Origin of the sequence: Dysgonomonas termitidis (assembly GCF_042654545.1) — a bacterium.
In the GTDB taxonomy this organism is placed as follows: domain Bacteria; phylum Bacteroidota; class Bacteroidia; order Bacteroidales; family Dysgonomonadaceae; genus Dysgonomonas; species Dysgonomonas termitidis.
Map to the genome: position 1 here is coordinate 106,100 of NZ_JBHSGN010000063.1, position 20,384 is coordinate 126,483.

18 protein-coding genes are annotated in these 20,384 nt (G+C 41.0%); all 18 read left to right on the forward strand.

Features of this window, described 5'->3' with window-relative positions:
- The first annotated feature begins 110 nt into the window (after window positions 1-110).
- The 18 genes from ACFO6W_RS08870 (at window position 111) to ACFO6W_RS08955 (ending at window position 20,380) form a co-directional block, all read left to right on the forward strand.
- The gene (locus ACFO6W_RS08870; RefSeq protein WP_379995449.1) at window positions 111-1,223 is read left to right on the forward strand and encodes a hypothetical protein; all 1,113 of its coding nucleotides are present in this window, start codon (window positions 111-113) and stop codon (window positions 1,221-1,223) included.
- A gap of 119 nt (window positions 1,224-1,342) precedes the next feature.
- Window positions 1,343-2,284 carry a FimB/Mfa2 family fimbrial subunit gene (locus ACFO6W_RS08875; protein WP_379995451.1) on the forward strand — a complete coding sequence of 314 codons (942 nt, stop codon included), beginning with the start codon at window positions 1,343-1,345 and terminating at the stop codon, window positions 2,282-2,284.
- A gap of 80 nt (window positions 2,285-2,364) precedes the next feature.
- The gene (locus tag ACFO6W_RS08880; protein WP_379995453.1) at window positions 2,365-5,250 is read left to right on the forward strand and encodes a FimB/Mfa2 family fimbrial subunit; all 2,886 of its coding nucleotides are present in this window, start codon (window positions 2,365-2,367) and stop codon (window positions 5,248-5,250) included.
- A 45-nt stretch (window positions 5,251-5,295) separates the two neighbouring features.
- Window positions 5,296-6,426: a clostripain-related cysteine peptidase gene (locus ACFO6W_RS08885; RefSeq protein WP_379995455.1), complete on the forward strand. Its 1,131-nt coding sequence runs from the start codon at window positions 5,296-5,298 to the stop codon at window positions 6,424-6,426.
- Window positions 6,427-7,094: 668 nt separating this feature from the next.
- The gene (locus ACFO6W_RS08890) at window positions 7,095-7,478 is read left to right on the forward strand and encodes a hypothetical protein (RefSeq protein WP_379995457.1); all 384 of its coding nucleotides are present in this window, start codon (window positions 7,095-7,097) and stop codon (window positions 7,476-7,478) included.
- Window positions 7,479-7,591: 113 nt separating this feature from the next.
- Window positions 7,592-8,134, forward strand: a complete 543-nt coding sequence (locus ACFO6W_RS08895) for a Pvc16 family protein (RefSeq protein WP_379995459.1) — start codon at window positions 7,592-7,594, stop codon at window positions 8,132-8,134.
- Entirely contained in the window at window positions 8,131-8,829 is a 699-nt protein-coding gene (locus ACFO6W_RS08900) for a hypothetical protein (RefSeq protein WP_379995461.1), read from the forward strand. The genes ACFO6W_RS08895 and ACFO6W_RS08900 overlap by 4 nt, the downstream gene beginning before the upstream one ends.
- A gap of 18 nt (window positions 8,830-8,847) precedes the next feature.
- The gene (locus tag ACFO6W_RS08905; RefSeq protein ID WP_379995463.1) at window positions 8,848-10,332 is read left to right on the forward strand and encodes a phage tail sheath family protein; all 1,485 of its coding nucleotides are present in this window, start codon (window positions 8,848-8,850) and stop codon (window positions 10,330-10,332) included.
- A 29-nt stretch (window positions 10,333-10,361) separates the two neighbouring features.
- On the forward strand, window positions 10,362-10,814 hold the full coding sequence (locus ACFO6W_RS08910; protein WP_379995465.1) for a phage tail protein: 453 nt from the start codon (window positions 10,362-10,364) through the stop codon (window positions 10,812-10,814).
- Window positions 10,807-11,334 (forward strand): phage tail protein, encoded by a 528-nt coding sequence (locus ACFO6W_RS08915; protein WP_379995467.1) that lies wholly within the window; start codon window positions 10,807-10,809, stop codon window positions 11,332-11,334. Before ACFO6W_RS08910 ends, ACFO6W_RS08915 begins: the two co-directional genes overlap by 8 nt.
- A 5-nt stretch (window positions 11,335-11,339) precedes the next feature.
- A complete protein-coding gene (locus ACFO6W_RS08920) occupies window positions 11,340-11,504 on the forward strand; it encodes a DUF5908 family protein (protein WP_379995469.1) in 165 nt (54 codons plus the stop codon).
- Complete coding sequence (locus tag ACFO6W_RS08925; protein WP_379995471.1) at window positions 11,504-12,220, forward strand: CIS tube protein; 717 nt, start codon at window positions 11,504-11,506, stop codon at window positions 12,218-12,220. Before ACFO6W_RS08920 ends, ACFO6W_RS08925 begins: the two co-directional genes overlap by 1 nt.
- Entirely contained in the window at window positions 12,195-13,985 is a 1,791-nt protein-coding gene (gene vgrG, locus ACFO6W_RS08930) for a type VI secretion system tip protein VgrG (protein WP_379995473.1), read from the forward strand. Before ACFO6W_RS08925 ends, vgrG begins: the two co-directional genes overlap by 26 nt.
- Before the next feature lie 19 nt (window positions 13,986-14,004).
- Entirely contained in the window at window positions 14,005-14,307 is a 303-nt protein-coding gene (locus ACFO6W_RS08935) for a PAAR domain-containing protein (protein ID WP_379995475.1), read from the forward strand.
- A 2-nt stretch (window positions 14,308-14,309) separates the two neighbouring features.
- Window positions 14,310-14,714, forward strand: a complete 405-nt coding sequence (locus tag ACFO6W_RS08940; protein ID WP_379995477.1) for a GPW/gp25 family protein — start codon at window positions 14,310-14,312, stop codon at window positions 14,712-14,714.
- Between the two features lie 6 nt (window positions 14,715-14,720).
- Window positions 14,721-17,807: a hypothetical protein gene (locus tag ACFO6W_RS08945; protein ID WP_379995479.1), complete on the forward strand. Its 3,087-nt coding sequence runs from the start codon at window positions 14,721-14,723 to the stop codon at window positions 17,805-17,807.
- Window positions 17,808-17,815: 8 nt separating this feature from the next.
- Window positions 17,816-18,541 (forward strand): hypothetical protein, encoded by a 726-nt coding sequence (locus tag ACFO6W_RS08950; protein WP_379995481.1) that lies wholly within the window; start codon window positions 17,816-17,818, stop codon window positions 18,539-18,541.
- Window positions 18,542-18,544: 3 nt separating this feature from the next.
- A complete protein-coding gene (locus tag ACFO6W_RS08955) occupies window positions 18,545-20,380 on the forward strand; it encodes a hypothetical protein (RefSeq protein WP_379995483.1) in 1,836 nt (611 codons plus the stop codon).
- Window positions 20,381-20,384 lie beyond the last annotated feature (4 nt).

Genomic DNA, 20,384 nt, shown 5'->3' on the forward strand with positions numbered 1-20,384 from the left:
TCCAGAATACACTGCTAAACAACCTCAGAAACAGGTGAATCTAATTAAATGAATGATATATAAAAAATTATTTTATCAATCACATTGAATCAATTTTAAAATTAAAAAGTATGAAGACAAAATTCGTTTATTTAATCCTATCGGCTATGGTCTTGTTACTGGGATTCAGTAATTGTTCCAGTAAAGAAGAGATAGAAGGAGAAGACTCTACGGAAACCAAAAGTGTGTTTCTAAAGATTAACAAAGAAGCCCCGATAACTTATTCCGAAGAATCCCCGGTCGGCAGTAGTTCGACTGTTGGATTTAGTTCCGGCGACCTCTACTTTGTAAACGCAGCAGGCGCTATCCTAAAGCATTATACACTTTCTTCCTCACTGACAAGCGGCACGAATATCAGCCTGACAGATATCCAGGCCGGGAAAATCATTAGTAATCTGCCAGGCCAGGTAGCCGCCGTGCATGTAGTAGGAAATACCTCTGGTCTTCCCACATCAGGAAACATATCAACAGTAAAAGCAACAGCTTTGCAGATAACATCACAATCGGATATCGCAGAGGTAAACCTGTACGGAAGTGCAATACCTACTCCGACGTCAGGAAACAGTTACAATTGTGCTATCACCCTGAAGCCGACTGTAGCACGTATTGAACTGACCGATATGACTTCAACGGGTGAAATAACCGGTTTCCGGGTCGATGGCATTTTCATTGACAATTATTACTCAGAAGCGACAGCCGATGGATCGGTAGATTCAGGTGATCTGAAGAGCAACGGATCTGTCCCTGCTACTTTCACGGATAATTCAGTTGCATACCCTACAGCTCTTAAGACTATTGCTTATGACTATTACACTTCAGGAATAACTGCATCATCGCAAGTTGCCGCACCGGCTACCTCAGGAGATGTATGGGCATATAACCTGTTTGCCAATACGACTGTCGGCGCTTTTGCCGTTCCCCGCATTATTATCCGGTTGAGCAATATTACAACCAATGACGGGTCTACATACGCTTCCCCTCAGTTTATTACAATTAAAGGGTTGAAGGATTCGGGCGTAAGCCTGACTGCGATTGAAGCAGGAAAGGTTTATAATATCGGCGCGGGAGCATTTTCGTTCAAAGAAACAGATCTGACTCCGGCTCCGAATATGAACGCAATAGACGTGACTGTAACCGTCACTTTGGCTACATGGACAATTGTTGACGTCACACCTGAATTATAACCAAATAAAATCTTATGGGGAAATGCGGAAAGTATTTTCCCCATAAGACTTATCTGATAAACTCTGAGATAATTTGCCTTGTTTGAGTATACTGCTTATAAAATATAAAAGGGTTATTTATGAAACTATTTCATCTGATTTTTGTATTGTTTGCCGTCTTGATGTGGAACGGATGCATCGATGACAGCGCAAACGCTGGATGTCCGGTTGAACCTGAAGACAATTTTATATTGAAGTTCCGTTACCAGGGCAACGACCCGAATGAACTTTTTATCAAAAAGATACAAAAGGTGGATGTATTTGTTTTCACTGACGACGGGCTATTCGTTACAGTACAGAGTGCAGACCTCGCGGCATTAACCTCTTTTACAGGTATCACCTTAAACCTCGATCCGGGCAGCTATCAGATTGTTTGCTGGGGTAATGTATCAGATAAAAACCATATAACACCATTAAAAAGAAGCAATCGCCTGAGCGATGCGCTCTTATACAATACTGCTGCCAGAAGCGGCATAGCTACTACAAACGGGGATTCTTTATATTTTGCGTCCGACAATTTCACATTGTCCCCAAGCCTGAAGACGGCAACTAAAGCTGAAAATGTCATAGAACGCATCCTCAATTTCCGTAGCGCTCACATTACAGTACAGGTATATACAAAAGGACTCGTAGATAAAAATGCACAAGGAGAACTTTTACCGCCGATAATTGAAATGACCGGTGTCCCCGGCGGTTATAATTTTGCAATGGAGACCGCCGGCAATCCGATCAGCTATCTGGATACATCCGCGTTTCAAAACATTTCAGGGGAAGAATTTACAGCAATAACCTTTCTTACTCCCCGCTTCACAGATAATAATGCCATAGAGGTTATCATAAGGAAAGGCTCGGATGGCAGCATACTGACTAATATAAATCTGAAAAATTTTATGTTAGAAAATAATATAACAGTAGATAACACCCCGGAGGCGGTGATACCCATACTGGTAGAATATAAAGAAGCCTCTATTATAATAAGCGTTCCCGAATGGGGACAAACTCCGGTAGATCCCGAATTATAAAGAATAAATCAGGCAGGTGGATGTTACTGTCTGCTCCGGCCTGAATCAAATATAATACATAAAGTAAAACGAGATACAGTATGAAAACAATAGAACTATATATCAGATACAGCTTGATCGTCAGTCTGTCTATCCTATCCGGCTTTCTTTCCGGTTCCTGTCAGGATAATGATGACATACAAGCTTCTGATACAGATGCAGCGATGGTGACTTTTTCAGTAAAAGTTCCCGGTTCGTCCACACCAAGCACTTATGCCTTGAATACAAATGACGAAAACGAGGTTAAAAGCATTGAAATACTATTGTTCGATACTAATGGTAAATATGTTTACCAGCCGATATTCAGTAATGTGATCAATACAGATCCTATCGACAGCAAAATTAAAACTTTTACTGTAAAAGTACCCGAAGGAACTTACAACATAGTGGTGCTTGCCAATTCGCGTCAGCCGTTATCAAACACTTCCGGCAGTTTCAGTGTTGGCGATACGAAAGCATCAGTCCTTGATAAACTGATAATCACCAACGCCGGGAAATGGAATGCAAATTCTGCATCGGGAGGATATATCCCGATGCCTATGTGGGGAGAAATTGCTTCCATCACTATAAACCAGAGCACACCGGCCAATAATCCTGTCAATCTTATACGCATGGTTTCCAAGATTGATGTTACCCTTACAGGCACTGCTGCAACTGATAATCTCAAGTTGAAAAGTATACGCCTGTATAATTACAATAACCAGGGACGTATTGCTCCTGATGCCGCAAACTGGAACCAGTCGCAAAATATTGTTACTAATCCAAGTGTTCCCTCTACGTCGGCACTTACATTGGGGCCATTATTATATGATGGAACTTCCATTACTACTACCGATGTATCCTCTATCGGTGAAATATATACCTTCGAGGCTGTAAAAGCAAATCCGTCGTCGCTGGGAAACGCCACCTGCCTTGTTATAGGGGGAATATATACAGGTGATTCCCAGCCTACATACTACCGTGTCGATTTTGCCCAGACTTCTTCTACCACAACCTACCTGTCTTTACTCCGGAACCATCATTATAAGGTCAATATTTCTGAAGTCAGCGGCCCGGGATTGGCTACTCCTGCCGATGCTTTTAATTCCCGCCCTGTAAATATTAAAGCCGAGATTATAGAGTGGAACGACGGGCAAATTTCAGATATCGTTTTCGATGGCCAGTATATGCTCGGAGTATCTCAGGGAGAGTTTACGTTGCCTCGTAACGAGCTTACTGCCTCGAATGATAATAATGCACTTTCGATTACAACCGATTATCCTTCGGGATGGCTGGTGGATAAGATTGTCGATACCGGAGGGAGCAGTATAAGCTGGCTGAGTCTGGTATCCCTGTCAGGCACTCCTGTTGTGTCGGGAGCATCGGGTTCCACAACAAATGTGAAATTGAAGCTCACAGAAAATATAAGCGGCTCTGCCCGTATAGGCTTCATCCATCTGAAGGCCGGACGCCTTGCTTATGTAGTGAAAGTCACACAGGGTATCAATACAGATATTGCCCTGAATATAAAAAATGCAGCAGGAACTAATAATATCACCGAATTAGTGTTTGCCGCACCGATAAATACACAGCCGGTGTCGCAGCAGTTCAGGATAAAATGGTCTCCGGCCTCTTTTACAGTCACATCGGTTAATAGTGCTGTAGGTAGCGCCGCCTTTTCATTCGATGGTGCATCCGATCAGCCGGGTTCGGGCGCATTACTGAATATAAGCGATCCGTCGGGCGAAAAGTTATTTACGATCCGCCCAACGGCTATTGTCAGTTCGGATCTTACCAGCAATCCATTCCTGGAGAAAATATCAAAAGTTGATTTTACATTATTCAACGGAGAAACTTACCTGTCAAAAAGTATATTCCTGCGGCAGTCTACTTATAATCTGGTATTCAGTAATGTAAGCAGTTCTTATTGGACAAATGGCAGCGCCTATACTTTCAATGTCAGAAGCAATGCCAATTGGCGGATCAAATCCATTTCACAGCAGCTGACTTCGGGCACAGGCTCTCTCCTTAATTTGCAGGTATCGGATAATCTGGTGGTAGGAGCTACAGGCAGCAGCAATACCAACCCCGGTACTCCGGTTACTTTCCGGGTTGCAAGTAATATTGTCAGTCTGGCCGGTCAATTGACCGTCGTTTTTGAGAGCCCCGATTCTCCTAAGAAATTTGACGATGTAACCCTTGTCCTCAATTTGAGTAATGAATACTATCCTGCTGCTCACAAAGGTTGGGCGGGAAGTAACATCTATTACGATACTGCCGCAGGCCACCTTACTTTCGACGATACGGGTGTTACTACTCATAAGAATTATCAGGGAGTGTACTTCCTGGGGGGAAGCCTCTATGGTATCTCGCCTGTAGGTGATTTCTTAACTTCGACAGTCATCTATCCACCGTTAGGCGGTACAACAACTATGGCTACCTGGGGTGTTATTCCTTATTTAACTGTCACTCTTGCAGGTAGTAATCCTCCTGCCGGAAAATCAAGAGAGGACCGCGCCCATCTTTACGAAATGACTGATGGACCGACCGGAGTTGGTGATATTTGCAAGTACCTCACAGATAAAGGTTGGGCTCCGGCAGGAAAAAAATGGCGTATGCCAACTTCCTCGGAGTTTTATCCTGCATCAGGTGCATATACAATGGCAGGAACTTTCGGAAATGTGACATCTACCCAGACGAATGGCAGTTTCTCGTTTAGTATGGGATATAATAAGGCAGACATAGGGGCGCCATTCTTCCCTGCCGCCGGTTATCGCAATTTAGGTACCGGTATTTTAATCAATACCGGATCAAACGCATGTTATTGGTCTTCCTCTTCTATAGATGCAAGTGGTTATTTCATATCTTTTGGCAACAATAATGCTGTAAATCCGGGACAAAGCATAGTTCGGGGACTTGGTTTCTCTGTCCGGTGTGTTGTAGAATAAAATAAGGAGAGATAGATTTTATAATGCTGATAAAGTGATAAGAGTATGGTAAAGAAAAGGAAGACAATACTTCTGTATGCCTTATTATTTATCTTCTGGTCAGGATATTCATGTACATCTGAAGATAGCAAATATACAGAAATCGGCCATGTACTGCTCGTATATCTGGGAGGAGATAACAACCTGTCGGATGAAGCCAGCCTCAAATTAGATGCTCTATCCCGCGGATGGCAATCAGACCCGAAATCAAAGATTCTTGTTTATCTGGATTCCCGGGATAAGCCTCCCCGTTTGCTGGAGATTGACGGGAAAGGCTCGTTCGGCACACTCCGGCAATATGAAGAAGAAAATTCAGCGGGCAAGAATGTTTTTCGCCGTGTAATTACCGATACGAAAGCATTGTATCCTCAGGCATCTTTCAATCTGTTAGTCTTTTCTCACGCTTCCGGCTGGCTTCCGGCCGGAACTTTATCATCTCCCAAATCCGCAGGCAAGGTAAAGACCATACTGGCTGATGGAGATGATGAGATGGAACTTCCGGATTTTGCAGAAGCTATTCCTGATAAGGCATTTCATACGATAATCTTCGAGGCCTGTTTCATGGCGGGTATAGAAGTGGCATATCAGCTCAAAGATAAAGCGAACTATATTGTTGCATCATCGGCAGAGATACTTTCCCCGGGATTTACATATATCTTCCCTCATGAAGTAAGTAAATTAGTACATAGCGATAATGAACAGTTTATAGATGCTGCCTTTAATTATTTTAACCAGCAAACAGGAGATATGAATTCTGCTTCTTTCTCACTGATAAAAACCGACTCTTTAGATGCCCTAGCCGGGTATATCAGGCAGAATTGTGATTTTAGCAAGGAAGTTCCCGTATCGGATATTCAGCATTTCGACAGATATTCTTATCACTTATTTTTCGATTTCGAAGATTATTTCAGCCGGTTGATGCCGGAAGACAAGAGAGAGGGCTTACATATCCTGATAAACAATGTGGTAGCTCATAAACTTGCGACTAAGGCGTTCATGCCGGGATATAATGGTTTTACAATTAATAAACATTCTGGGCTGACAACTTACATTATGCAGGAGGAATTTACACGGCTCAATCAAGAATATACATATCTGGATTGGTACTATGCAGTTACAAAAACGAAGAAAAAATAATGAAACTTTTGTCGCAGGATACATTGTATCTCTCTGCTTGTAACTTTTCTTCAAAAGGTAACACCTTCAGTTAACAGTCAACAACTCGTAACGTTCGAAAAAGTTACACCTTTTCGCCCATTTGCTAATCTGCTAATACACGAATTTACTAATTAATCTTTGGCTCCGCCGATTTTCAATTCAAAGAGCTATCAGTTAAAAATACACATCCGCTTTTATCTTTTTTATTGTGTATATACCTGGAGAATACATATACCTCTGCCTCAGAGATAAGGAGTGTTTATATATCTCAAGAGGATGCATAGATGTTTCAGGCCGGAGGCGTTAGTCGTATTCCTTATTGAATAACAATTTTATTTCCTCATATTTTCTGTCAGTAAACCTCAAAGATTACGCCGTGATTGAAGTAAGACATTGTAAATTATTCCCATGCAAAATGTAAAGGTATAAGCTTGAATCATAGGGTAATGACCGGCCGGAATTTGAAAGAGATTCAGTGGGGATCAATAAAATATTACCAGCCTTATAAGCTATTCTTAAATTTTTTATCTGGATTCATTCGGATATAATATCTTAAAAAGTGTTATCATTTATATATCGCTATTTTTATAGCGCATATTCTTTTATTAGAATTAAGGGAATCGGATTAACTTTAAAATGATAGAGATATGCCTCAGAACAAATTTGCTTTGGCCCGTTATTGTATGATTGATAGCCTGCTTCATAAACATGAGTATGTTAAAACTGCGTATATTGTCGAGATTTGCCGGCGAAAATTAAAGTGTAATATTACTCAACGTACTATTCAAATGGATATTGAGGCGATGAGGGATGATCCATTTCTTGGATATTTTGCCCCAATAGAATATTGCCGCCGCAGGAAGGCATATTATTATGAAGAGGGCGAATTTCGACTATTCCCGCATCGCTTTTCTAATAAAGAGGTTTCTCTTATGCAAAATTTATTGGTATTGATGCGAAATTATATTCTGGATGATGACTATGAGTCGCTTAAAGAGATTGTCGCTAAAATAAGAATGTTTAACTGTTAGAATTTATCAGATGACGAAATAAAATTTCGTTATACCTGTCTATATTTGACTTTTGATCAGAGAAACGCATATTTCTATTATATCAGGGTGTAAAATAAAAATCATGCCGGTTTATGATAGCCAGAACATTATCAGCTTTATCTTTTTTTTCATCGGATTATCTAAGGAGAACTTTCAACGTAGATGAGGATATCGTTTGTCTGCAGCCATTGTTCAATTTATCCCGATCATCTCCGGATAATAAAATCCATCTTTCATTAGTAAATGTGGAAAGGGAGACTGCGGGAGGAATCCAGTTTAATAAAACTTCTATTTCCGGCTCATATGCTCAGAAAGGGGCTCCATCGTGGATGTTGAATCTTTATATAATGTTTGCAGCGGTATTTTCAGAAAAACAATATGAGGAATCATTGCAGTTATTGTCAGCCTTATTTGCTTTTTTACAGACTAACAGTAAATTCACTATACCACAATCGAATATTACTTTTAATATGGAGCCTGTTAATTTGTCTTTTAACGAATTATCCAATTTGTGGAGTATCAATGGCAGTAATTATTTCCCTTCTGTATTATGTAAGGTGAGAGTATTGGATATCGATTCGGAAGAAATAAAACAATTACAACGCGTTGTAAGTCAAAAAGAAGTTAACACATGAATAGTATTGAAAAATATGATATATGGTTCTCGATCCGTGTGGTTCATGAATATTATGACAATGGGAATTGTCCTGTCGCATTGACTCCATCGCGGGAAACCATAAGCTTCTTCAAACGAAATGGAATAATTTGTAAGATGACGGGGAACAACAAATGGGTGCTGCTGACACAATCTAAGGATTTTGCCTTAGAAACTGCCGGCATATTATCTTTTGAAATGATTCCTCAGGACAATATATTTTACTATATTACCGAATTGCCACAGAAAAAAGATAATGATGATTATATATTGGAGAAAAGTCTCGCTGTGGGGAAATGGATGAATGTATTGATTCCGTTTGACAATGTAAAAGAGGAAATAGATATAGGATTAAGAACCAAATTCAAATATTGGGAGTTTGTAATTATTCCCCGATATGCCGATGACAATGTGATTCTTAGAATAGAAGAAAAACGTAACCGGATAACATTCGGAGATATGGAAGAGATCGGTTTTCCCAGTGTGGGAAAGGCTTTCAGAGTATCCACCGTTGAGAAAAATAAGATAAAGGAGACACAGGAACATGTTGTCCGGCTCTATGAAATCAGGAGCAACGGTGAACGTCTGTTAAGTGGAAATATTCCGCTTCCTCGTCCTGATGAAGTCTCCATGACGCAGCCGGAAGATACCGTGACGACATATTTTTATATATAAACCAATAAATTTCAACCTATGAGTGCAATGAAAACACCAGGGGTGTATATCGTTGAAAAAAACGCATTCCCCAATTCTGTAGTGGAAGTGGCAACTGCTGTACCTGCTTTTATCGGTTATACGGAAAAAGCAGCCAATGGTAACAAATCTTTGTTGAATAAGCCTTGGAGAATCACATCCATGGCAGAGTTCAGGTCTTACTTCGGAGAGGCTCCGAAACCCAGGTTTGAATTAGCTGAGGGTGCCGGTTCTTCAGCCATTAATTTTAACGGAAAGAGTTACTTGCTGCAAAGAACCGATAGCTATATACTTTATTATAGTATGCTGCTATTCTATGCAAATGGTGGAGGCCCTTGTTATATAGTTTCGGTTGGTGATTATTCTTCCGGTATAGAGGAAGACAAAATGGAGCAGGGTATAGCTCCGTTGATTAAAGAACAGGAGCCTACGATGGTGATTATACCGGAAGCCATTGTTTTGAAAGCAGAGGATTGCTACGCGCTCCAGACAGCAATACTGAAACATTGCGGATATGAGATGAGAAACCGCTTTGCCGTACTGGATGTACATGACGGATATAAGGACAGGAAAGACCCTGACGGAGATGTAGTTGCAAAATTCAGGGAGAATATAGGACGTGAATTCCTTGATTTCGGCGCTGCTTATTATCCGTGGCTGAACACTTCCATAGTGCAGGAAAATGAGTTGAACTATGAAAATCTGGATATAGAGAACTTACAAGCCTTGTTGACGGAAGAACTGGAAGCTTCGGCTCTTGACGAAGAGAAGAAAAAGCAGGTAAAAGATTATATAGATGGACTGAAGGAAGGTTTGACCGATGTGGAACGCAGTACTTTACACAAAATATTGTCGCAACTGAGTTTTCTATACAGGGAAATTATGAAAGAAATGCGGATTTCATTGAATCTGCTTCCTGTATCAGCTGCCATGGCCGGAGTTTATACGATGGTCGATAACACTAAGGGCGTATGGAAGGCTCCTGCGAATGTAAGTGTAGCCACCGCGATAAGCCCTACTGTCAATATCTCACACGAGGAGCAGGAAGATTTAAATGTGCCTCTGAGCGGGAAGTCCGTAAACGCTATTCGTACTTTCATCGGAGAAGGTATTAAAGTCTGGGGTGCGAGGACACTGGATGGGAATTCCCTCGACTGGAGGTATATCAATGTCCGCCGTACAATGATAATGCTACAGGAGTCCGTTAAAAATGCGGCGCGTGCGTATGTATTCGACCCTAATGAAGCAAACACATGGATTAATGTGAAAAGTATGATATCCAATTTCCTGAATGGAATATGGAAGCGTGGAGGATTGGCCGGAGCTGTGCCCGATGACGCGTATAGCGTACATGTCGGTCTGGGTGATACAATGACGCCAGAAGACATATTGGAAGGCATTATGCGGATTACCGTCCTTGTGGCTATTACCCGCCCTGCGGAATTCATAGAAATTACATTCCAGCAGCAAATGCAAAAAAGTTAATAAGTAATAATAATTAAAATCAGAATATTATGGCAGGAGAAGCACAGGATAATGTATGGCCTTTACCCAAGTTTTACTTTGCAGTGGAAGTGGCCGATTTACCGGAAGCCTCATTTCAGGAAGTTTCGGGGCTGGATGTGGAAGCACAGATCATAGAATACCGTCACGGGAATAGCCCGGAGTTTTCTACAATAAAGATGCCCGGCATCAAGAAATATGGAAATGTGACATTGAAGAAAGGGATTTTCAAGGGCGACAATAAGTTTTGGGCTTGGTTCAATAAAATAAAGATGAACACGATAGAGCGTCAACCTGTGACAATAAAACTATTGGATGAAGGAGGTAATCCAACAATGGTCTGGACTCTAAAAAACGCATGGCCGACTAAGATCACCGGGACTGATATGAAGTCTGACGGTAATGAAGTAGCAGTGGAAACTTTGGAAATCGCTCATGAAGGGCTTGAAATAGCAAATGGCTAATGCAATTGATGTAAATTGGACCATTCCGACATCTTTTTATTTTCAGGTTACAATCGGCGACGATGAAATCGCATTTAAGGAAGTATCAGGATTATCAACGGAAATGGAACTGGAAACCATACAGGAAGGCGGGGTAAATGAATATGAGCACCGCCTTCCAAAACAGATCAAGCACGGAAACCTTGTTTTGAAAAGGGCTCTTATGCCGGTTTCAAACAATACGGCGATAGAATGGATAGGTAAAATTATGAACGAAGGTTCCTTTTTTGATATTACAGGCCGGACTCTTCCATTGACCAGAACTATTCATATCAGTTTGTTGTCGGTTGAGAGAGAGGAGGTTAAGAAAGATGGCAGGGTGATTGAGATAAAAGATAAGGCTATCCCTGTTTACAAATGGGAATGTGCAAATGCAATCCCGGTAAAATGGGAAGTCGATACCCTCGATGCGGAAAAAAATTCAGTTTTGATTGAATCGCTGGAATTTGTATATTCCACTCTTAAGCGGCTTGATAAATAGATACTATGGCTATTGTAATAAAAGAAATAAATGTGAGAACGACTATCGAACGTAGTCCGAATACGGATAAAGGCGTGAGTCCGAAGGATATTTACCAGCTGAAACGGGAAATATTGAGAGACGTAAAAGATATCGTTAAACGGGAGATAAAACGTAACAGTGAACGCTAATGGCCGAACTCGAAAAAATGGTTATGACAGGCTATGAAAAGTCTGATTATAAAGGTAGTTATAAAGAATTTACTGCTCAGATTAATCCGGCCTCTATTTCATGGTCGAAAGAAATCGCTTATGAAGAGGATAGTGTCATAGGTTCGGGTAGCAGTGAGATTAAGTATAAAGGACATAAGGAAGATAAACTTTCGTTTAAAATTGTACTTGATGATACCGGTGCCTTGTTCAATCCCGGACAGACTGCAGGGCAAACAGCATCAGGCTCACGGAAAACAATACCCGCTATGGTCAATCAGCTGGAGACGGTATTATATACTATCGATTCCGAAAGCCATGAACCCAGATATGTGATATTAATATGGGGTGCATTCTGTTTTGAAGGGCGTGTTACTTCATTAAGTTACGATTATACTCTTTTTTCTCCCGAAGGAATGCCCTTGAGGGTAACTATATCGCTTTCTTTTTCGAGCCATTTGAATAAGAAGATTTCAAATAAAAAAGAGAATAAGAAATCGCCGGATCTGACCAGAGTGATAACACTCAAGGCCGGAGAAAGTATTGCCGGATGGTGCAATAAAATTTATAATGACCCTTCCTTTTGCAGCGATGTGGCAAAATGTAACGGATTAAGTAGTTTCAGAAATGTAGAACCCGGGGTATCGTTGATATTCCCACCACTTGGCAGAAATGGCAGAATCACCGATAAAGGATAGTCAGGGATTAATATCGTTCACCATATACAGTGAAGGTAATAAGATCAAAGACAGTTTCGGGCTCATATCCATATGGGTACGGAAAGAAGTGAACAGGATAGGCAAAGCAACATTAGTTTTTGAAGCCGGAAATCTGGCAGCCGGAACTATGGACGAAAGCGAGGACAACACATTTGCTCCGGGAAACGTTATTCGCATCGAAACGGGCTACCAGAGTACCGAAGAGGTTATATTCGAGGGAATAGTGACCTCACATAATATCGTGATACCTGGAGGTGAATGTGCCACATTGGAAATAGAATGCCGTGATTTTGCTTTTCCGGCTACTCTTGGACGGAAAAACAGATTGTTTGAGAAGTCGAAAGATAATCAGGTCATATCCAATATGTTGGCAGAATATTCCGCTTTGTCTGCAAGTGTAGATTCTACGACTGCAAAGCATAACGGGATAATACAGTATTATTGTTCCGATTGGGATTTTATCTTGTCCCGTGCAGATGCTAATGGCCTTGTAGTGATAACGGAAGGTAAAGATATTTCGGTGAAAAAGCCGGATGTAAAGGCGGCAGCCGTGTTGAAAGTTACTTACGGCACAGATCTTATAGAGTTTAACGGCCGTTTACAGACAGCATCCCAGATGTCCGGCGCGGTAGCTCTGGCATGGGACAGCACCACACAGAAGCTGGTAAAGGTGAGCGGAACAAACCCTTCTCTGAACGGGCAGGGAAATAGTATGCCGGCAGAACTTGCAGAAGCGGTAGGAATGGGAGACCGGAACTTACAGACTGAAAGCTGCACGGATGAAAGCGAACTGCAATCGTGGGCAGATGCGCTTCTGCTCAAAACAGGACTGGCTCGTATACAGGGAGACTTTAAATTTCAGGGAAGTGCAAAAGCTATCCCCGGATGTATCATAGATATCGACGGATTGGGAAATCGTTTTAATGGTAGTGTCTATGTAGGTTCTGTCGAACATGAAATAAAAAACGGAAATTGGTTTACTACCGCAGGCATCGGGATTTCTCCTGTGAATATTACAGACGAGAATAATGTCGTATCGCCTCTGGTTTCAGGATTGATGCCGGGTATTAACGGCTTGCATATAGGTAAAGTAACGAAGCTGGATGGAGACCCAGACTCTGAAAATAAAATTCAGGTGGAATTTCCATTATTGAATGGAGAAAAGAATACTATCTGGGCACGTTTATCAAATGTTTGGGCGAGTAATCAGTATGGGACATTCTTTATACCAGAGAAAGGCGATGAGGTAATACTGGGATTCCTTAATAACGATCCGCGTTTTCCTGTTGTGTTAGGTAGCCTTTACAGTAGTAAACAGGCTCCTCCGTATAAAATAGAGGCCGATAATAAACTGAAGGCAATCGTTACCCGGTCGAAGCTGAAAATCTCATTCGAAGAGGAAAAGAAAATAATCACGATAGAAACACCCGGAAAGAATATTATTGAAATCAATGACGATGCCAAAGCGATAAAACTGACGGACCAGAATAAGAATAAGATAGAACTGACGCCGGATGGAATCCTGATTGACTCAGCGAAGGAAATACAACTGAAAGCCAAAACGAATATTAATATAGAAGCAGGCGCCAATTTGAGCCTGAAAGCAAAATCAAATGCCACAATCGAAGGACTCAAAATAGAAGCGAAGGCTCAGACGGAATTTACAGCTAAAGGGAATGCTAAGGCTGAGTTGTCAGCTTCGGGGCAGACTGTGGTAAAAGGTGCTATGGTAATGATTAATTAACTATAAAAATGAAAAAGATATGCCTCCAGCAGCAAGAATAACGGATATGCACACATGTCCGATGCAAACTCCGGCTTTGCCCGTACCTATTCCTCATGTGGGAGGGCCTGTTATCGGACCCGGTGCGCCGACAGTATTGATCGTGAAGCTTCCCGCCGCGGTGATGGGTGATAATTGTGTCTGTGTGGGACCGCCCGATTCTATAATAAAAGGCTCTGCAACGGTAATGATATGCGGAAAACCCGCTGCCCGTATGGGTGATACTACCGCTCATGGCGGTAGCATAGTCCTGGGTTGCCCTACTGTAATGATAGGCGGATAACGATGGATGATAAACCATATCTGGGTATAGGATGGTCTTTCCCTGTTTCCTTCGATAAGAAGGAAGGCGTCTCAATGTCATATGGAGACGGCGATATCAGGGAGAGTTTAGAGGTATTGCTGTCAACCATACCGGGCGAACGTATTTTCAGGCCGGAATATGGATGCAATATCAGGCAATGGGTATTTTCAAGGATGAACCTTTCGGAAAAGACCCGCATTGCCAATACTATCGAGATGGCTATACTGGAGGGTGAACCGAGAATAATACTGGAATCTGTGGACGTGAATATAAAAAACGAACGTGAAGGCATATTGTGGATAAGTATCGATTATCTGGTCAGCCAGACAAATAGCCGGAGCAATATGGTCTATCCTTTCTACATAAGGGAAGGAACTAACTTATAGTACAATATGGGCAGAAAAGACGGTTTGAGCAGAGAAGACAGGGTAAGAAGGATAACTTCGGTAAAACCTTTTGCTGTTATCGATAACAGCAAAAAATCTCTATTGAACCAGGTTCTGGAAACAGCCCGCTTTATCAGATTCTATGATTCCCAGAACATACATGCCGGGTATTTTGATGAATTATTGAATGAAATAAAGCTATTAGCCGGCTCAGATAACAGCTTTGCCGATGGTAATATGGAACCGTCACAAGCCCTGCTTTATGCCTTTTTGGAACAGCTACACGGAACCACCGGGCTGTTTAATGACAGATGGAATAATCTTGCCCAATGGTATCTGAATGAATTTTTGGGCGTTGTGCCCTTACCTACCATACCGGATAAAGTCTGGTTGTCCTTTTTAAAGGATAGTCCCATTCCCGTGATTTTGAAAAAGGGAACGGTCTTTAGTTTTAAGAGTAATGATAAGGCATTGTTCACCTATCGCCTGACAGAAGATCTGGAAGTACAAAATATCGAACTTGTCAATGCCTGTTCGTTGTACTTTGAAAGAAATAAGAACATCTTACCCGCAGCACACCTGAATTTCATAACTTCAGTAAAGATTAGAGACTTGCTGAATGATAAGTCGCCACGGAAAATGATGTTCGGGGATGACAGAAATCCCATATATTCCAAAGCATTAGGTTTAATAATTTCAGGCCCTTCCTTATTGCTCAGGGAGGGTAAAAGATGCGTGACCGTAACATTTAGCCCCGAAGATGAAAGATGGATAAAACAACTGGAGGATATCCTTAAGAGTCTGAGACTAAATATCGAAGGTTGGACAAAAGAGAAAATAATATTTGAATTATTCAATAATTTATTTTATGTGACTGTCAGTACCGCTGCCGGGTGGCTGGAGATAGCAGATTATACGGTGAAGAAAGATGACAGTAACCTGATCCTGAAATTTATCCTGTCAGAAGATTTCCCTGCGACAAAAGAATGTGAGGAGGAAATTCATCATTTTCAATCAAAATATCCTGCTTTGAGGATATATCCCAATTTCGACGCATGGCTTTATCCTTACTCGTGGCTGGAGAATTTTTTATTGGATAAGATTATAATAGAGACTTCGGCAGAGGGCATAAGCAACGTTTTGATTTATAATGAACTGGGGCGTGTAGATAACTCGAAGCCTTTTATGCCGTTTGGGGTGAATACGGAGCGGGGAGCATGGTTTGTATTGGGGAATTATGAGATGAGCAGGAAAGATGTACAGACGGTGAATTTACATATAAACTGGCAACAGCTACCGGACGATGAGAAAGGGTTATATGGCTATTACAGAGCTTATAATGATAAAATCGACAACTGCTCTTTCAGGTTGAAGGCCGATTATCTTGCCGACTATAAATGGTCTGGAACTCCGGAGACAAAGCCATTTTATCTTTTTTCGAGCGTAAAGAAAGATTTAGTTGGGAATCCTTTACCTGATGTTAAGTTATCGCAGGAAAATATATTGTCGGATATTGACATTCAACGAATGCCTGTATCTTTCTCTGAAGAAGAGGAATATGACTATGACATAAAATCAAGGTCGGGTTTTATCCGTTTTGTAATGGATGAACCATCGTTTGGCTTTGGTGAAAAGCAATACAGGCACTTGTTCACTGAACAGATGATAAAAAATACTTTTCGCAAGAAGAAGCAAGAAGCGGTAAATCCACCTGTAAATCCACTGATCGAGAAAATAACGATGGATTATCATTCCCGGGATGTGATCGATCTCAGAAAGCATAAGGCTACCAATGAGACGGATGTTTTTCAGCTTTATCCTTTAGGGTATATATCTGCATTGCCTGATGGAGAGAGCCGTTCTGTACCCTTTGTTTATAAACTGGACACCGATGCGAATATATTGTTATCCTTCAGGAATGTAAAGGGAGGAGAGATACTCACAATCTTTTTTGAATTTTTGCCTGACAGCAAAGAATGTACGACGGAGAATATCCCCCGGATTGTGTGGTATTGGGGTAATGGATATAACTGGCACAAAGTCTCTCCGAATACGGTATTGTCAGACCACACGCAAAATATGCTTGCTTCCGGGCATATAAAGATACGATTGCCGGATAAGGTAGATGATTCTTTGCTGGATGCAAATCACCTGTTGTGGTTGAGAGCCGGTATAAAGAGATATGAAGAAAATATATCTGAAATTAAGACAATACATATTAATGTAGTCAAACTGGAGTTAGATGCAGATCTGGCTGACAAGTCGGACATAGATGGTTATGAAAATAAGGAGTATGAGTTGGTTCCCGATATAAAACTGCCGGGGATAAAATCCTTTCAGCAAATATCTTCTTTTTATAGTGGCAGAGATGGAGAGAATGAGACAGATATGCAAATCCGCATATCGGAATATGTTACCCATCGTGGAAAGGCCGTTACGGCAAGAGACTACGAGCGGATTGTGTTACAGTCCTTTCCTGATATTGCTAAAGTTAAGTGTCTCCCCGATTTTGACTGTAAACACAACCGGAAAGGCGTGGTCACACTGGTTGTGATTCCAAAAATCGAAAAATATGATAACAGAATATATATGCCGTTGACCCCGTCATATTTTATGCTTAAGATTGAGGAGTATATGTTGCGTCATACTTCTGCATATGTAAAAGGTATTGATGTAATAAATCCTGTCTATGAAGAGCTGATGGTGAGGTGTGATATTTCATTTTACGAAGATTATTCACAAGCTATTTCCCAGACAAGGTTGAGTGGGGTTTTAAACGATATGATAGCTCCGTGGCAGACAAAAAAGAAACTGCCGGTATTCGGTTACTCAATCAATATGAAAAAAATGCATGACAGTATTGGAGCCCTGGATTTTGTAAAGAGTATAAACAGTTTGTCAATAATAAGGATAGCAAATATAAATGAATCTTATAGTTTATACGAATATGGGAAGGATAATGACATGGTTGTTCCCCAATACCCCCATGTGATATTCGTTCCGGCAGATAATCATATAATAGGATCGGGTATATTGCCGGACTTTGGGATAAATGAGATGTCGGTAAATAAAACATTTATAATCGGAGTATAGGATAATATATGGCCAGAAGAAACAGACAGACGCTCAAAAAGAGTTTCAGTAACGGGCAGAAACCTACTGAAAGGGATTTTGAAAATCTTATAGACTCTACCCTGAACATTCTAGACGATGGATTCTCCAAAAGTCCGGAAACAGGAATCGAACTGTCCCCTTTAGTTGGAGAAAAGAGGGTCGTCATGTCTGTATTCAGAGAATCCGGCGATCCTAAGCCCGAGTGGGAATTGTCTATTGGAAAATCGGGCGAGTTAAAAATATGCCGTTATGGAGAAGATTCTTCTGCGCCCCTTATCATTCTCAATACAAATGGAGGGGTAGAGATCGGTTGCAAGGAAAAAGATATATGCCTGAATGGGATGGTCAATATTCCGGGGAGGAAGGGTACTTTTGCTCAGGGACATGTCCCTGCCGATGGTAAGTGGCATGACATTACGGAAGAACTGGTAGGTGTATGCGCGTTGGAAGTTGTTGCGGCCAGCGGGAGGAAGCATACAGGCAAACATGCCATACTGGTGGCAATGGCCACTCATTGTTTCGGAGATAAACCGAAAATCAGGAAAATCAGGTCTCATTATGGTATATTCGGTAATAAGTTAAATATCAGATGGGTAAGGAATGAATTGAAAAGCAAGCTACAGGTGAAAAGTATATTCTATTATGGGGACGATATCCAGATTTATTATCAGGTAAGCAGTCTCTGGGATAATCCTTTAATGGAAAACATATAAATTATGTTCATAGAAAGACGCGATAAGAATGCTAATTACTACAAGGTATTGCAAAGCCGGACATTGGATTCGGTTCAGCGCCTGAGCGGGAATGTCTGGACCGATTTCAACGTCCATGACCCCGGTGTAACTATTGCCGATATATTCAATTACGCATTATACGAATTACATTATAAATTTCAATTTCCTTTCGAAAGTTATTTAAATATAGAAGAGCGGAAAGAAGCGGCATATCACAGAAAAGGATTTTTATCATCCGGATATATTTTCAGAGATAGTATTGTAACAATTTCAGATTATGAGCGATTGATAACCGGGAATATTTCAGAAGTTGAAGTATGTAAAGTCTCCCTGAATGAGAATATGCTTTATCATATAGAAGTCCAATTGCTTGCGGGTGCCGATGAAGGACAAGTAAGAAGAGATGTGGAAACACTTTATCATAATAACAGGAATCTATGTGAGAATCTCGGTGAAATAGCAATTGTAGATCATATCGGAAATTTAGAGGCTGATGAGCCGGATAACCATCCTAAAACATTAAAAATAAATCAGCCGGGTACTTATTGTCCGAAAATATCCCAAAGCTATTATTCCATACAGAATCATTTTCCCGAATGTTACGGCATCAGTGAGAGGGGTTTGTCAGGAGGGGTAACGGAGGAGTATCAGGCAAAGGTTTACCAACTTAAGGCTTACCTTCTTATATTCGATTATCTGCTGGCCGATGCGGAGAATCAGGCTAAAGATATCAGGATATTACTCGATTTATCGAAGAGGATACCCGGTAAAAAAACTTTGCCGGTCAATATCAGGGATATAGAAAAGATTGTGGATGAGAGACGCAGGGGAATGAGTAATATACATTCCAGTCTGTTTTGGCACATTCAGAAATCCCGTTTTTTTGATACTCTGGATTCGGTCTATGGAGAAGATACCCGAAAGATATTTAATAACCCGGACCTGTCATCTCAAAATGAGAAACGCGCTGATATTATATCCGCCTTTCCCAGGCTGAACAGAAACCGTTTCCGGTCATTCAATATATTTGATGAGTCCGGTAGTATTTCCGGCCTCAGGCAGACTATCGCGGCAATGCTGGGATATAAGGCGGGTAAAGAAATTCCTTTGTCCAACTATTTTGCACGGTATAGCCTGCAGTTACTCGAAGACCGGATATTCTTTACGAAACATAAATACAAGTTGAGTGTGAATATTGTTGAGGGAGCTTCGGACAATAGGCCAGAAAAGGTTCACAAGCAAGATATACAGTACAAAGAAGAAGACTATAAAGAATTATCTATGCGGATAAGTATCTTATGGCATAATCTGCTTTATGAAGCATTTCTGGTATATGGTGCTAATATAGACAATTATAAACTGATACATCAGCATGAAAAAGGCTATCTGTTGGTTTTTAAGGTACCCAAAAAGAATGATTGGTTTATTATCAGTCGTTTTTATGAAAAAGAAGCACTGGAGAAAACAGCGAATCTTTTTTGTCAGTTTATAAGACATTTGAATGTAAAAAGCCAGACTTTCTATCTGATAGAACACATCCTGTTAAATGATGGTATGGCGGGCGCTTCCGATTATAATAAGTTGACTATCGTTATTCCCCGCTGGACAAAGGGTATTTATAAAAAAACGAGATATGAAGAGCTGTTGAAGACCCGTCTTCCGGCACATATAGAGGCTGAGTTCGTATGGTTTGCAGTCGGTAAAATGTATAAGTTCGAGAAAGTATATTATCGATGGAGAAAATCAATGGCCGATAGAAACCAACCGGAGATATTGCAGTTCTCGGGGGCTATAAAGAGTATTCTTAGTAAAAAGTAAAAAC